Source organism: Neisseria sp. P0021.S006 (assembly GCF_051956895.1).
Genome location: NZ_JBQCWZ010000043.1, coordinates 1 through 15,715, shown reverse-complemented (window position 1 = coordinate 15,715; position 15,715 = coordinate 1). Strand labels below are relative to the sequence as shown.

Here is a 15,715-nt window from a genome sequence, read left to right as displayed (position 1 = left end):
CCCGACAGGCTGATGACGACTTGTTGCGCGGCGACATAATCTTCGCCGAATGGCGCCACCAAAAAGACGATAAACGAAAACGCGCTGGCTTCTAGAAAATAAGACAAGCCGATGGGTGCGCCGATTTTCCAAATCTGTTTAAAGGCCGCCAAATCGGGTTTGCCGATTTTTGCCGTCAAGCCAAACGGACGGAAGAATTTTTCTTTGGTGATATAAAGCCACAAAGCCAATGCGCTGAACCAAAATACCGCTGCCGTTGCCACGCCGCAACCTGCGCCGCCCAAAGCAGGCATACCGAATTTGCCGTAAACGAACACATAGTTCAGCGGTACATTCAACGCAAATGCCGCGAAGCTGACCAACATAATTACGCGCGGACGGTTCAAGCTTGAGGCATAGGCGTGCAGAGCGCGGTGTATCATGGCGGCCGGCATAGCCAAGCTGGTAAAGAACATATATTGCGCCATCGTGTCTTCGACATAATTGTTCAATGTCAGCCAATGACGGAAAGGCGTAATCATCGCCCACATCAACAACATGCCGAATACGCCCAAACACAAGCCAAACCAAATGCCTTGCATTCCTGTTTTGCCGACTTCTTCGGTTTTACCTGCGCCGTACAACTGGGCAATCATCGGGTTCAACGCCGCCATCACGCCCATAAAGGTAATGTAAATCGTGGAAAATGCGCTGCTGCCCAAAGCCACCGCGGCCAAATCTTCCTTACCTGCGCCACCAGCCATTACCGTATCGACAAAACCAATACCCACTTGCGCCACTTGCGCCAACAGCATAGGCAGGGCGAGGGCAGTAAGCAGGCGGGTTTCTTTTAAGAAAACAGGAAAGGCAAAGCGGTTGAGGTTCAGTAGCATAATGTGTGCGATTTGAGGATAAAGGCCGTCTGAAAACAGAAACGTAAAATTATAAAGGGTAAAGTTGATAAGCAGGCAATATGTTGTTTAATCGCTAAATTTTTCAGACGGCCTTAAAAGTCGGATGTCTTTTTACTGCTTCCAACCAGCTGTCCGGCGTTTGAAACTGCATCAGGCCGTCTGAAAGCGATACTGCGGCTTGGGTAGTCGAAGCGCGGGTCAGTTTTTCGTTGGTTTCAGCATCGTAAATGGTGTAATCGATACGCAGGCAGCTTTCGATTTCAACGATATCCATATCAACGCGGATTTTTTGGCCGAAACGGGCAGGACGGATGTATTTGAGGTTCATCTGCACAATCGGCCAGCTGTACCCCTGTCGCCCCATTTCATTGTAGTCATAACCGATGGAAGACAAAAAAGCGCAACGTGCGGTTTCAAGGTATTTGACATAGTTGCCGTGCCACACGATGTGCATGGCATCTACGTCAAAAAAAGGAACTTCGGTTTTAAAGCTGTGTTGGCAGTAGATGTGTTTTTTCATGGTTTAAAAGAGTAAGTGTGATGGTTTCAGACGGCGTCTTCGCCCCAAAAATCATAAAAATTGAACCATTGTAGCGGATTTTGCGCACATTCTTGCGCCAGAATGTCGGCAAAACCCTGCATCGCGTCTTTGACGGCAGCCTCGCGGTTGCCGCGTTTCCAGCTGGAAGTATCGGTAAAGCGGCGCAGTTTCAAATGATAGCGGCCGTTTTGTTTGACGCAAAACAGCGTGTTTACCTGCGTTTTTAAAAGCGAAGCCAACAGCCATGCGCCTTGCGGCATAGGGGCAGTGTGGCCTAAGAAATTAATGTCGGCGGTTTTCTCGCCGCGTACAGGCACGCGATCGGCCGCGATGGCAATCCATTCGCCGTTTTCGATACGGTGGTTTAATTCCATCATCAGGGTGGTGTCCAAATCTGTCACCTGAATCAGACGGATATGATCTGCGCCGGCTTTTTGCAATGCCTCGTTAAATGCCTGCGCGTGTTTGCTGTGCACCAATACGTTGAGTCTGAAATTTTTATGGTGCGACACCAGCGCACGGCAAACTTCGGTATTGCCCAAGTGTGAGCAGGCAAAAATCTGGCCGCGTTCGTTGCGCTTGACTTGCGAATAGATGTCGTCCGGATCTTCAATTACCAAATCTTCATAACGGATTTTGCGTTGCCACACGGCAAAACGGTCGCAAACTGCTTCGCCAAATGCAACGAATTGTTTGAATACGCTGTGTTTCGGCAGGACGGTATGGGGAAAGGCCGTCTGAAGACGGGTTTGATAGCGTAAGACATGACGGCGCGGTTTGGGCGCGGTTGCATAAAAATACAGCACCACAAACCAAATGCACGGCCTCATTAAAAAGGCCGGCAGATGGCGCACCATCAATGTAGTCAGGGCGAGAAACAGGCGGCTGCCGCGTTCGGGTTGGGCCGCCCAATGGGTTTGTTTATGGTCGGTCATGGTTTCAGACGGCCTTTCCAAAAACTTTGCCCAATCGGTGTTTCAACATACCGAAAAACAGCCGTGTGTGCATTTTGCTGATGCGGACATTGTCGGCAAAGGCATCGAAGTGGGACACGCCGTCGGCGGCGTATTGGACGGGTGTTTTAACCCAAACCGGTTTGACGTCGCGCCAGTACAGGCGGATAAGGATTTCCGTGTCGAAGTCCATACGGTCGCCTACGGTTTCTTCGCGGACGACGGATAGCGCGGGTGCAAGCGGATAGAGGCGGAAGCCGCACATGCCGTCTTTGATGTCGCATGACCAAGTGTGCAGCATATTCCAAAAGTCGGTAATTTTGCGTCCGTAAAGCCGTGCTTTGGGCGCGTCGTCGCCGTATTGCGGCCAACCGCAGACAACGGCTTCGGGATTTTGTTCCGCAGCAGCAAGGAGTTTGGGTGTATCGTTTAAGCAGTGTTGGCCGTCTGCATCAACCTGCAAGACGTGGGTATAACCATGCTCTTCGGCGTATTCCAAACCGGTTTTGACCGCTGCGCCTTTGCCGCCGTTAATGGGGCGGTAAAGGACATCGATGCCGTCTGAAACCAAAGCCTGCAATACAGGTTTGCATTCTTCGCGTGAACCGTCGTCCACAATTAAAACGTTTAAACCGAAGCTGCGCATGGTTTCGGCAACGTGGCTGATGGTGGTCGGGTGGTTGTAATGTGGAATGAGGGCCAGGGTTTTCATCAATATTCTTTAGGCGACGTTAACACAATGCAGAGTATAACAAATAAACATGCCATAGCGTTTGAAAAGGCCGTCTGAAACGGCACTGACAAAATCGTTTGATTTCGTTTTTCACTGTTTCAGACGGCCTTTTATATGCCATTAATTCAGCATTGTACATGACTGACATCGAGGCATAAATCATGGAACTCGTTGAGCGTGCTGCGGTGTCCGATGCTGATGATGATGCTGTCGGGCAGTTTTTGTTTTAAAGCACGGTAGAGCATGGCTTCGGTCGGTTCGTCCAAAGCGGCGGTGGCTTCGTCGAGCAGGATGATTTTGGGCTTGGAGAGCAGGGCGCGGACGAAGGCGACGCGTTGCAGTTCGCCGGGGGAGAGTTTGTGTTGCCAGTCGTCGGTTTTGTCCAATTTATCAATGAGATAACCTAGGCGGCAGGTATTCATGGCTTCGGCTAACTCAGGATGCTGTTTGTCGATGTCGGGGTAACAAATCGCGTCGCGCAGGCTGCCTTGCGCCGTGTACGGGCGTTGCGGCAGGAAGAGGATGTCTTGATGCGGTGGATGGCTGACTTTACCACTGCTGCCGAAAGGCCAAAGCCCAGCCAGCGCGCGCAGCAATGAAGTTTTACCGCAACCGCTCGGGCCGCGTATCAACAGGGAATTGCCGCTTTTGAGGTTGATGTTGATGCCGTCTAATAAAACTTCGCCGTTGTGGCGGTATAGGGCGACGTTTTCCAAGATCAGGCCATCTGAAACTTCAGTAAGCTCGGGTTGTTGTGCAGTGTGTTGTTCTTCCGTGCTCAGCAAAAAGCCGTATAGACGTTCCAATCGGGCGCGGTAGGCGGTGAATTTGTTGTAGAACATCCGGAAGAAAGACAGCGCGTTTTGCAGTCGTGCGAAGGCTTGGACGGTTTGCTGGATGTCGCCGATTTTGATTTGTCCGGCAAACAGGCGCGGGGCTTGCAAAATAATGGGGAAGAGCTTGATACCGTTGGTGAACATATCGTTAAAGCCGCTTAAGCAGACGCTTTGCCGCGCGATGCGCCAACGGTTGCGGATGATGGCTTTGAAGCGGTCGGCAAGCTGGTCGTGTTCGTGTTTTTCGCCGTTGTAAAACGCGACGCTTTCGGCATGGTCGCGCACGCGGACAAGGGAATAACGGTAGTCGCCGTTGAGTTTTTCGTTTTCATAATTAAAACGAATCAAAGGGTTGCCTATCCACATGGCGATAAAGGTCGCCAAAATTACAAACATATAGACAAACCAAACGATGCCGTGCGGAATATCGAAGCCGAACACGGTCAGGATGCCCGCCAAACCCCACAAAACAACGGCAAATTCCAGCGAGGTAACGACCGAATTGACCATGCCGCGCACAAATTCGATGGTCGAAGCGATGAATTCCTGCGCGTCCTGTTGGATACGCTGGTCGATATTGTCCGGCGCATGGCGGCGCATTTGCAGGCGGTAGTAGTTTTTGTCGGCAAGCCAGCGCGAAGTCAAAACTTCATTGAGCCGCTCCGACCATTTAATCGCCAAGCCTTGATCGAGAAAGTCGTTGACGACGTTGTTAAACGCCCGTATCAGCACCACGCCCGCATTCATCGCTGCAAACATCCAAAACGCGGAGGCGTTCAAATCCTGCATCGAGTCGTAAAGCCCTTTGGACATAAATGTACTCAACACATTCAGCCGCACTTCGGTTAACAGCAACGTAATCATCGCCGTAATCAGCAGCAATACTTTAACTGCACTTTTCGGCGTCAGGCAAAGGCGCAGGATATAGCTAAACTCGCGCCCGAAGCGTGTGTTGCGTGCAAAAAACAGAATCACCGCCGAAGCTGCGGCGACCATCAACAAGGTCTGCACCAACCAAGACGGTGAGGAATAAAGCTCGGTTTGCCATTTTTGCATGGGTGTATTCTCTAAAAGGGTCGTAAAGGCCGTCTGAAAAGGACGGCAAATTTATTAAATTATGATCACTATGAAAATAGTTTTTCAAACTGTTGTATTTTTGTATTTACAAACAGTTCTTATTTGTTTTTGTGGAAAGTAGGAATCTTATCAAATATAATCACAAAGCTAAATTACTTTGTAATTTTTTACCCGATATAAGAATTATTAATATTTCAACTCAGAAGGAATTTATGAAAAGCAAATTAGCCTTAATGCCGCTTGTGGTTGCAAGCGCATTCGCCTACGCCGCCGATGAAGCCACTCCTGCTCCCGAAGCCCATGCAGAAGTGCAGGAAGTCAAAGTCCACGCCAACGCCAAACGCGTGAAGGCCGCACGCTCGTATTCTATTGCCAGTGACGGCGATATGCGCGACCGTGTGAATTTGGGTGTATTGGGTAAAGCCAATGCCTTTACCGCACCGATTACCGTGGTCAATTACGACGAAAAAGCCCTCAATAATACCGAAGCGCGTACTTTGGTAGATGCCGTAGCGAAAAAAGACGCTTCCGTTTGGCAGTTTGGCGGCGAAAGTAATACCTTGACCGGCCTGTATTTCCGCGGTTATCAGCTTGACTCGCGCCAATTCAGCGTCAACGGCTTGGCCGGTATGTATGGCACACAAGGTACGGCCAGCGTGCAAGCCGGCTCCGCACAACTGATTAAAGGCGCGTCCACCGCCGTAAACGGCATGGACCCTGAAGGCGCGGTATCCGGTTCCGTCAATATCGAAACCAAAAAAGCCGCCGACGAAGGCAACCGCAAAATCGGTTTGGGCTGGTTCAGCAACAACCGCGCCCAAGGTACGTTCGACTTGGGCCAACGCTTCGGCGAAAACAAAGAATTCGGCGTACGCGCCAACGGCAAACTGCGCCACGGCGACACCCCGCGCCACGGTTACAGCGAAGACAACAAAGAATTTGCTTTAAATGCCGACTACCGCGGCGAAAAAGTGCGCGTGGCGTTCGACTCCATCTACGCGAAACGCAAAACCAACGGCGGCCGCGCGCGTATGCAGGACATTCAAAACCTGCAAGGCCGTCTGTTTGATGCACCTGACGGTAAAACCAACCTGCTGCCTTCTTGGAACTGGCAAAACACCGTCGGCCAAACCAATATGCTGACGTTTGAATGGGATGCGTTCGACAATGCACAGATTACAGGCGGTATCGGCTACAACAAAGCGCGTTATTACGGTACGCTGATTTCCCCTACTGTATGTTTGAATGCCACCAGTACTTGTACCGATGCGCAAAACACAAACGCCAGCGGCAAAGTAACGGCCCGCAACTATGACTACAACACCGGTACGGCCCGTCTGACCGACCAATACTTCCGCACTTTAAGCATGAACCTGTCTGCGCGAGGCGAATTTGAAACCGGTCCGGTTACGCATAACTGGAGTACGGCTTTTGACCGTGTTATCCGTCAACGCGCCACTACGCGCGGTTTGTCAGCAGGCAGCAGCAGCGCGAAAATTTCTGCAAGCGGCGATATTGCTGAGCAACTTGATTCTTTCCAACCGGACTATGCAACCGATTGGGAAAGCTCTGCCAATCTTGATGCCAATATCAAAGTCAACAGCTTAGCCTTGTCTGATACACTGGGCTTTGCCGACAACAAATACCGTCTGACTTTGGGCGGTCGTTTCCAAGCGGTTGAATATACCGATAAAAAAGCAGGCCAAAGCGGCGATGCCAAACGCTTCAGTCCTATGTTTATGGCCGCGTGGGTGCCGCAACCTGATTTGGTCGTTTACGGCAACTACATGGAAGACTTGGAGCCTGCGGATATCAAAACCGACGATGACGGTAATACCACCATGTCTAAACCGCGTGTCAGCCGTCAGTTTGAAGTGGGTGTGCGTAAAAACTGGGGCAATTTCGTGACCACGTTAAACGCGTTCCAAATCAAACGTCCGGGCTACTGGCGCGGTTCTACCACCGGCAAAACAGACTTTGCCGCGTATAAAGCTTTGGGCGGCGCGGCAGGCGACAAACAAGGCATGGAACGCAGCCGCGGTATTGAGTTCAATACCTACGCGAACTTGCTCAACAATACTTTGCGTCCGACTTTGGGCCTGATGTATCTGCAATCGACCGTGAAAGACTACCCAAATTCACGTGATATGCTGGTTAACGGCGTACAAGTTGCCAATCCGCGCGTAATTGCCAAAGCAGGTTTGGAATGGGATACCCCGTTTACCAAAGGCTTGACCTTGAGCAGCAATGTTTCGTATTTTGGTAAGTCTTACCAAGACACGCAAAAACAATACGCCTTCCCGTCCTATACCTTGGTTGACGTAGGCGCGCGCTACAAAACCAAACTGGGCAAAAATACTTTGACCGTCAGCAGCTCGGTAGAAAACCTGTTTAACAAAAACTACTGGCAAGTACAGCGCGGCCAATACGACCGCAGCTTCGCCGTCGTCGGTATGCCGCGTACTTACTGGCTGAAAGCGGAATTGGATTTCTAATCTGATTTCGGTTTGACCGTAATAGCAGGCCGTCTGAAAAGGAATGATAAAAAGCAAAAATTTGTTTTTTATCCCTTTTCAGACGGCCTGATTTGATTGCCTTATGTTTTTTGCTTGAAAAATCTTACATGTTTTTTATGGATTTCACGCGAAACAAGGTTAATATTCCATTTTCACAATACATCATTCGAGAAGACATATGAAAAAATCCATCAAACTGACCCTGTGCGCCCTCGCACTCTCACTTTCCGTGCAAGCGCAAGCGGTTACCCATGCCGTGATTGAAACCAATATGGGCAACATCCAACTGGAATTGGATGAAGTCAAAGCGCCGAAAACCGTGGCAAACTTTGTCAATTATGCCAAAAAAGGTTTTTACGACAACACGATTTTCCACCGCGTTATCGACAATTTTATGATTCAAGGCGGCGGATTTACCGAGAAAATGGTTCAAAAATCCACCGATAAAGCCATCACCAATGAAGCATACAACGGCTTGAAAAATAACGTCGGCACCATCGCTATGGCGCGCACCGGCGATCCGAATTCAGCAACCAGCCAGTTTTTTATCAATACAGCCGACAACGACTTTTTGAATTTCAAAAGCAAAACCCCTCAAGGCTACGGCTATGCCGTTTTCGGTAAAGTCACTTCCGGCATGGACGTGGTCCGTAAAATCAGCAAAGTGAAAACAGCGACACGCGGCTATCATCAAGACGTTCCAACCGAAGCCGTGATTATCCGTAAAGTCAGCATCAAATAATTTTGATTGTTTGAACCCAAACAACAGGCCATCTGAAACATTCAGACGGCCTGAATTTATTTATTTGATAATAAGCGGCAATTTGGGCGATAATTCAGCATCTACCATTTAAGGAGTCGATTATGCAAACCCGCCTGCCTTTTTTCAGCGTTGTCCGTGTCAGCGGTGAAGACAGAGCTTCATTTCTTCATGGTCAATTATCCAACGATATTAATAATTTAGCTTCTGGTCAAGCATGTTATGCTACATACAATACGCCTAAAGGCCGTGTGTTGGCCAATATGTTGGTCGTCAATCGCGGAGAAGATTTACTGTTGGTCATGGCTCAAGATTTGACCGAAGCCATCGTCAAACGCCTGAGAATGTTTGTCTTGCGTGCAAAAGTCGTCTTCGAGCTGATGCCTGATTTAGCAGTAAGCGGCGAGTTGGCAGACAATGCAGAACCTCATCCTGCTACCGAACCGCAACTGTCTTTTTCAGCCCAAATTCAAGAAAACACCGTAGAAATTGCCTTGCCGCACACAGGCCGTCTGAAAATTTCAGTAGCTGAAAATGCAGCCGAATATCAAGCAGGAGCCGAAAACGCGTGGAACCTGCACGAAATCCGCAGCGGCTATCCGTGGATTTGCGCCGCAACCAAAGAAGCGGCTGTTGCCCAAATGCTCAACCAACATATCATCGGCGCAGTCCATTTCCGTAAAGGCTGCTACCCCGGCCAAGAAATCATCGCCCGCGCCCAATACCGAGGCCAAGTCAAACGCGGTCTGGCCGTATTAAGCGGCGATTCTTTAGAAGCCGCCGGTATTGCCGTCAAAGTCGGCGAGGAAGAAGCAGGCGTTATTCTTAATACTGCACTCACAGAGCAAGGCAGCCTCAGCCTCGCCGTTATCAAGTTTTCCGTAACGGAAGCAGCATTGACCGATGCAGACGGCAATGCTTTGAAACAGGAAGAACTGTTTTTTACGGTAGAGAAAGATTGATGTTAGATGATTGAACAAAAAGCTTAAATATCAGCTTGAAATGAAAACAGAAAGGCCGTCTGAAATTCAGACGGCCTTTGATATTGAGTTTTGTTGGTACATGACCCAAGCTGCGTTTGCTGCCGACTGGATTACGGCATGGTTTGGAATCATTCGGTAGCAACAAAAACCGCGTGCGTGCGTACCGCACACACCCTACACCTCAATCTTAAGGTTTGCGTCGCCCGCAGTGGTAGGGTGTGTGGTCTAGCCACGCACGCGGTTGACAGGGGTGCGGGCTACGGCTTGCTGAAAACGGGGTTTGGGTTTTCAGACGGCCTTACAAAGATTTAAAACTGACGATTAGTTGGAAAACTTGGATTTGTAGGTCGGGCATTCATGCCCGACCTACTGCTGCTAACACAGTATATTTAGATCAATGGAATATCCTGCTTGTTTCAATTCGATAGCTAATTTTAACTTCCATCCTCCCGCGTCATCTACTTTCTGGTATACGACACCACTAATATCTGATGGAAATTCAACCTCTTCTTTAACCAATGCACACACTTTATTTCTTCCTAGTTTCCCTATAAGATAACCATGTTCAAAAACAACATTTTGTCTGGCTCTTGGTTTTAAATCGGTATCTAAATTACTTAACTTTTGACCACCAATATCACAGGGTGTATATAGAACAATTCCAAATCCAACATTCGTATATTCTTCAATTTTTTCAATAATAGTTTTTCCTGAGTTTGGTTGCTCATGTAGAATTATTGCGGATAAACCTAGTTTTTCAATAAGTCTTGCCACTTCTACTTTTAATAAATCATCTCTCCCATGCACTATAAATACGTTATTAGATACTATTGATGAGTTCTTTACTTCCATATTAGCCCCTTTCCTTGTGATGTAATTTTTATAATCTCGAGCAAATGGTATTAATACCTGCCTATTAAAGCTATGAATTCCTGCAATAATTTTATTGCCGCTATAGAAATAGTGATGGCAAAAATCAAGTACTTCGTTGGTATCATTAGATAACCAATTTACCAGCAAAATAATATAGCCCAATCTTTCTTTCATATCTGTTGGTAACAATAATTTTGAGCTACCAACAAAACTACCACCTGTGTTAGAGCTATCTTCTAGAAGTTTTTCTAAGTTTAAATTTTCTGTTAGCTCATCGTTGTGAACTTTTAAAACTTCATCATTTAATAGTTCGTTTAACCTTTTTAATGACCATTCAAAAGTTTGCAGTTCCGATGATTGCAAGTCCAATATAGCATTATTAATTTCTTCAAAAATATCTAATCCCATTTATTCACCTTTTTTGAGTCGTGCTTCGGCTGCTTCCCTAATAATTTCACTACGTGCATTTTCCTTGAGTCCCTCTAATAGCGAAGAAATTATTGGATTATTAATTTCATCTCCTGCTATTGAATCAAGACCATAATTATATTCCTGAATGGCTGATTCAATACTCAAAGGGTCAAATGGATCAAATTTAAGATTAATTGGTTGCGCCTCTAATTCGTTAAGTATCAGTTCTAGCTTATTGAGATTTTTCAAAAGAGATTTCATTTCAAATCCTTTGAGTTAAAAATATAATGATTATAGGATATATAAGGTTGGAGCATGCCCCAACATTCTTATATTTCACAAAATCTGTTGGATCGAGACCCAATCTACGGCTAGATAGTTGGCAAAGGCCGTCTGAAAACACGTTTCAGACGGCCTTTCCACATCAAGCCAGCTTCGCGCCGACCCAATCTTTCACGCTCTCAATCATCGCGGGCAGTTTCTCGACATCGCTGCCGCCGGCCTGTGCCAAGTCCGGTCTGCCACCGCCTTTGCCGCCGACTTGTTCGGCTGCAAATTTAACCAGATCGCCTGCTTTGACTTTGGCAGTCAACGGTTTGGATACGCCTGCGCACAGGGAAACTTTGCCGTCGTTTACTGCGGCGAGTAATACGATGGCTTGTTCTGATTTGCCGGTCAAGTCGGTCACGATTTCGCGCAGGGCTGCGGCATCGGCTTCGATTTGGGCGGCAACGAGTTTGGCTGCGCCCAAGTCTTTTGCGTTGTCCAAGAGTTTGGCGCCTGCGTGGACGGCGAGTTCGGCTTTGGCGCGTGCCAATTCTTTTTCCAATGCTTTGGCGTGTGCCGCGCCTGCTTGGATTTTCGCCAGTACGTCTTTTTCGGTTTGGGCTTTGGTTTCGGCAATGATGTCTTTAACCAAACGCTCTTGATCTTGCGCCCATTTGAGTGCGTTCAGGCCGGTGATGGCTTCGATACGGCGTACGCCTGCGGCAATACCGCCTTCGCTGATGATTTTGAAGAGGCCGATGTCGCCGGTGCGTGAAACGTGTGTACCGCCGCACAATTCGGTAGAGAAACCGCCCATTTGCAGTACGCGTACTTCGTCGCCGTATTTTTCGCCGAAGAGCATCATGGCGCCGGTTTTTTGGGCATCCTCCATGCTCATAATGGCGGCGTTGACGGCAACGTTGGCCAAAATGGCTTCGTTGACGCGGCGTTCGACTTCGGCGATTTCTTCGGAAGTTACTGCTTGAGGATGGGAAATGTCGAAACGGGTGGATTCGGCGGTAACTAAAGAGCCTTTTTGTTCAACGTGTTCGCCCAATACATCGCGAAGGGCTTTGTGCATCAAGTGGGTCGCGCTGTGGTTGCGCATATTGGCATTGCGGATTTCGTCATCCACTTTGGCGGTAACGCTGTCGCCGACTTTCAGACGGCCTGAAGTTTGTACGCCGAATTGACCGAATACGGCCGCTTTGATTTTTTGGGTATCGCGTACTTCAAAGCGGTTTTCGCCTGCGAAGATATAGCCGACGTCGCCGACTTGACCGCCGGATTCTGCATAGAACGGGGTAAAGTCGATAACGATGGCACCTTCGTCGCCTTCGTTCAATTCGTTGACTTGCTCGCCGTCTTTGTAGAGGGCGAGGACTTTGGATTCGGTTTGGCGTTCGCTATAACCTTTAAACTCGGTGTCCTGACCTTCGTAAGGCAGTTGGGCGTTGGCTTTGAAGCTTTGTGCGGCGCGTGCGCGTGCGCGTTGGGCTTCCATCTCACGCTCGAAGCCTGCTTCGTCCAAGTCGATGCCCAGTTCGCGCGCCATGTCGGCGGTTAGGTCGTAGGGGAAACCGTAGGTGTCGTAGAGTTTGAAGATGTGTTCGCCGCCGATAACGAGTTTGCTGTTGGCGATGTTGTCCATCAAGTAGGTGTTCAAGGCTTCGGCAAACGGTTTTTCCGCGTCGGGAATATGGGCGGTTTCCAAAGCAGCCTGCAAATCGATATACATGCCTTCGTTCAGGCTGCCTGAAACTCGAGGACGGATAACGATTTGCTTTTTGCCCGGAGTAACACGGGAAGCGGCGGTAAATTCCACACCATCTGCAGTTTTCAATGTCAGTGGTTTGCCCACACCGTCTTGCGGCAGCAGGCTTTCCAGTTTCAGGAATTTCATGCCGTTGAGCACTTGGTTGAACAAGCCCATGCCTTTTTCCAGCGTTTCGCCGAAGCGGCTTTCTTCCGCGCGCAAGGCTTCCATAATCTGTGTCTGTTTCTCTTTCAACTCAGGATACGCATCACCCATTACTTTGACTAAATCGGGCACAAGTTTGTAGAAAAACGCCTGTTTCTGACCGAGTTTGTAACCGTGGCGTACAGCGCGGCGGATAATGCGGCGCAATACGTAGCCGCGGCCTTCGTTGGAAGGCAATACGCCGTCTGCAATCAGGAAGGAGCAGGAGCGGATGTGGTCGGCGATGACTTTCAGGCTGGGTTCTTCCATGCTGAATGGCGCGCCGGTTTCGCGGGCAACGGCTTTGAGCAGGTCTTGGAACAAGTCGATTTCGTAGTTGCTGTGAACATGCTGCATGACGGCGGCCATACGCTCCAAGCCCATGCCGGTATCGACGGAAGGCTTAGGCAGCGGATTCATATTGCCTTGTTCGTCGCGGTTGAACTGCATGAATACGCAGTTCCAAATTTCGATCCAGCGGTCGCCGTCTTCTTCAGGGCTGCCCGGAATGCCGCCCCAGATTTCTTCGCCGTGGTCGTAGAAAATTTCGGAGCAAGGGCCGCAAGGGCCGGTGTCGCCCATTTGCCAGAAGTTGTCGGATGCGTATTTCGCGCCTTTGTTGTCGCCGATACGGACGATGCGCTCGGCAGGCATGCCGATTTCGTTCAACCAAATGTTGTAGGCTTCGTCGTCTTCTGCGTAAACGGTCGCCAAGAGTTTTTCTTTAGGGATATTCAACCATTCGGGAGAAGTCAGGAATTCCCAAGCGAAGTGGATCGCGTCGCGTTTGAAGTAGTCGCCGAAGGAGAAGTTACCCATCATTTCAAAGAAGGTGTGGTGGCGGGCGGTGTAGCCGACGTTTTCCAAGTCGTTGTGTTTGCCGCCTGCGCGTACGCATTTTTGCGCGGTAGTGGCGCGGTTGTAGGGGCGTTTGTCAAAGCCGAGGAATACGTCTTTAAATTGGTTCATGCCTGCGTTGGTAAACAGCAGGGTCGGGTCGTCGTGTGGCACGAGCGAGGAGGAGCGGACGATGGTGTGGCCTTTAGATTCGAAAAATTTTAGGAATTTTTGGCGTAGTTCGGTGGTTTTCATAATGTCTCGATAAATTTTTTACAAGGATTTCAGACGGCCCGGACGGCGCGTTGCGATTAAAAACGAATGGGCGTTATCTTACCGCAAAACCATATTTCAAGCTATCGGCAGAAAGGTTTTAAGTTGGCTGCAACCTATCTTTCAGACGGCCTTAAGCGGGACGATATCTTTTAACAATGAAGCCTATCCGCTCGGGCTTGCCTGCTTTATAATGCCTCTCTATTTTCAACCGGATACGCAAGGAATGATAATGACCAAACATCTGCCCCTCATCGTACTGACTGCGCTGGCGCTGGCCGGCTGCGGCGGCTCGGACAAAACTTCTGCCGACAAGGCGGCTCAAACCGATAATCAAAAGGTATTGAGCATTTACAACTGGTCGGAATATGTCGATCCCGAGACGGTTGCCGCGTTTGAGAAAAAACACGGTATCGCAGTAACTTACGATGTATATGACAGCGATGAAACGCTGGAAAGCAAGGTATTGACCGGCAAGTCGGGTTACGACATCGTGGGTCCTTCCAATGCGTTTGTCGGTAGGCAGATTAAGGCAGGTGCGTATCAAAAAATCGACAAATCCCTTATTCCCAACTATAAAAACTTGAATCCACAACTGATGAAGCTGATGGAAGGTGTCGATCCGGGGCATGAATATGCCGTTCCGTTTTATTGGGGTACTAACACCTTCGCTATCAATACCGAGCGTGTGAAAAAGGCTTTGGGCACGGATCAGCTGCCGGACAATCAATGGGATTTGGTGTTTAACCCCGAATACACGTCCAAACTCAAGCAATGCGGCATCAGCTATTTGGACAGCGCGGCGGAAATTTATCCTATGGTGTTGAACTATATGGGTAAAAATCCAAACAGCAGCGAAACGGCTGATATTAAGGCGGCTACGGAAGTCTTGAAGAAAAACCGTCCGTACATCAAGCGGTTTACCTCGTCCGGTTTTATCGATGATTTGGCACGCGGCGATACTTGTGTAACGATTGGTTTTGGCGGTGATTTGAACATTGCCAAACGCCGTGCGGAAGAAGCAGGCGGCAAGGAAAAAATCCGTGTGATGATGCCGAAAGAAGGCGTGGGGATTTGGGTGGATTCGTTTGTGATTCCGAAAGATGCCAAACATGTGGCCAATGCCCATGCATATATCAATGATTTCTTAGATCCTGAAGTTGCGGCGAAAAACGGCAATTTTGTTACTTATGCGCCGTCCAGCAAACCGGCTCAAGAGCTGATGGATGAAGAGTTTAGAAACGACAATACGATTTTCCCGACTGATGAAGATTTGAAAAACAGCTTTATCATGGTACCTATCCAACCGGCGGCGTTGAAATTTATGGTCCGCCAATGGCAAAGCGTGAAAGCAGGGACATAAGCTGATTTAAACGTATTAAGGCCGTCTGAATGGTGTAACCGAAATCCTTAATTTCATTTTACGGCTGTTCAGACGGCCTTTGTTTTGTGTCAGATTGGCTTGGGTAAGGTTTAAAAACAAAGGGCGTGTCTATCAATCACGCCCTTTGTGTTTGTTTCAGACGGCCTTAGAATTTCACGCCTTTATGCAGGGCAACGATGCCTGCGCTCATGTTGTGGTAATCCACGCTGTCGAAGCCTGCATCCAGCATCATTTGCTTCAAGGTTTCTTGGTCGGGGTGCATACGGATGGACTCGGCGAGGTATTGGTAGCTGTCGGCATCTTTGGCAATCAGTTTGCCCATAATCGGCAACAGTTTGAAAGAGTAGAGGTCGTACACGCCTTCCAAAGGTTTGTACACTTTGGAGAATTCCAACACCAGCAGGGTGCCGCCCGGTTT

At 48.9% G+C, this 15,715-nt stretch carries 13 protein-coding genes; 4 read left to right on the top strand and 9 right to left on the bottom strand.

Going from position 1 to position 15,715, the window contains the following annotated elements:
- The 5 genes from ACTHUM_RS09215 to ACTHUM_RS09195 form a co-directional block, all read right to left on the bottom strand.
- The coding region (locus ACTHUM_RS09215) for an MATE family efflux transporter (protein WP_440402829.1) at positions 1-872 on the bottom strand (872 nt) is incomplete at its 3' end.
- Between the two features lie 103 nt (positions 873-975).
- Positions 976-1,413, bottom strand: a complete 438-nt coding sequence (locus ACTHUM_RS09210; RefSeq protein WP_070625666.1) for an acyl-CoA thioesterase — start codon at positions 1,411-1,413, stop codon at positions 976-978.
- 26 nt (positions 1,414-1,439) lie between these two features.
- A complete protein-coding gene (locus ACTHUM_RS09205) occupies positions 1,440-2,369 on the bottom strand; it encodes an LpxL/LpxP family acyltransferase (protein WP_070695660.1) in 930 nt (309 codons plus the stop codon).
- Between the two features lie 4 nt (positions 2,370-2,373).
- Positions 2,374-3,099 carry a glycosyltransferase family 2 protein gene (locus ACTHUM_RS09200; RefSeq protein WP_049322164.1) on the bottom strand — a complete coding sequence of 242 codons (726 nt, stop codon included), beginning with the start codon at positions 3,097-3,099 and terminating at the stop codon, positions 2,374-2,376.
- Between the two features lie 146 nt (positions 3,100-3,245).
- On the bottom strand, positions 3,246-5,012 hold the full coding sequence (locus tag ACTHUM_RS09195; protein ID WP_070695659.1) for an ABC transporter ATP-binding protein/permease: 1,767 nt from the start codon (positions 5,010-5,012) through the stop codon (positions 3,246-3,248).
- A 233-nt stretch (positions 5,013-5,245) separates the two neighbouring features.
- Here ACTHUM_RS09195 and ACTHUM_RS09190 point away from each other — a divergent pair, with 233 nt between their 5' ends.
- The 3 genes from ACTHUM_RS09190 to ygfZ all read left to right on the top strand — a co-directional run bounded on the left by ACTHUM_RS09190 (position 5,246) and on the right by ygfZ (position 9,271).
- Positions 5,246-7,528, top strand: coding sequence for a TonB-dependent receptor (locus tag ACTHUM_RS09190; protein ID WP_070695658.1), 2,283 nt, complete (start codon positions 5,246-5,248; stop codon positions 7,526-7,528).
- A gap of 199 nt (positions 7,529-7,727) precedes the next feature.
- The gene (locus tag ACTHUM_RS09185; RefSeq protein WP_049332503.1) at positions 7,728-8,291 is read left to right on the top strand and encodes a peptidylprolyl isomerase; all 564 of its coding nucleotides are present in this window, start codon (positions 7,728-7,730) and stop codon (positions 8,289-8,291) included.
- 122 nt (positions 8,292-8,413) lie between these two features.
- Positions 8,414-9,271, top strand: coding sequence for a CAF17-like 4Fe-4S cluster assembly/insertion protein YgfZ (ygfZ, locus tag ACTHUM_RS09180; protein WP_440361123.1), 858 nt, complete (start codon positions 8,414-8,416; stop codon positions 9,269-9,271).
- A gap of 396 nt (positions 9,272-9,667) precedes the next feature.
- On the opposite strand, the gene ACTHUM_RS09175 is transcribed toward ygfZ, so the two are convergent.
- The 3 genes from ACTHUM_RS09175 to alaS form a co-directional block, all read right to left on the bottom strand.
- A complete protein-coding gene (locus tag ACTHUM_RS09175; RefSeq protein WP_070849820.1) occupies positions 9,668-10,573 on the bottom strand; it encodes a TIR domain-containing protein in 906 nt (301 codons plus the stop codon).
- Positions 10,574-10,837, bottom strand: a complete 264-nt coding sequence (locus tag ACTHUM_RS09170) for a hypothetical protein (RefSeq protein WP_049351259.1) — start codon at positions 10,835-10,837, stop codon at positions 10,574-10,576. It lies immediately after the preceding gene.
- A 163-nt stretch (positions 10,838-11,000) separates the two neighbouring features.
- Positions 11,001-13,895 (bottom strand): alanine--tRNA ligase, encoded by a 2,895-nt coding sequence (gene alaS, locus ACTHUM_RS09165; RefSeq protein ID WP_070822080.1) that lies wholly within the window; start codon positions 13,893-13,895, stop codon positions 11,001-11,003.
- A gap of 250 nt (positions 13,896-14,145) precedes the next feature.
- On the opposite strand from alaS, the gene ACTHUM_RS09160 reads away from it, so the two are divergent.
- Entirely contained in the window at positions 14,146-15,276 is a 1,131-nt protein-coding gene (locus ACTHUM_RS09160) for a polyamine ABC transporter substrate-binding protein (protein WP_003685623.1), read from the top strand.
- A 166-nt stretch (positions 15,277-15,442) separates the two neighbouring features.
- Here ACTHUM_RS09160 and ACTHUM_RS09155 read toward each other — a convergent pair.
- Positions 15,443-15,715 (bottom strand): class I SAM-dependent methyltransferase (locus tag ACTHUM_RS09155; protein ID WP_440402828.1); only part of this gene is annotated, 273 nt, incomplete at its 5' end.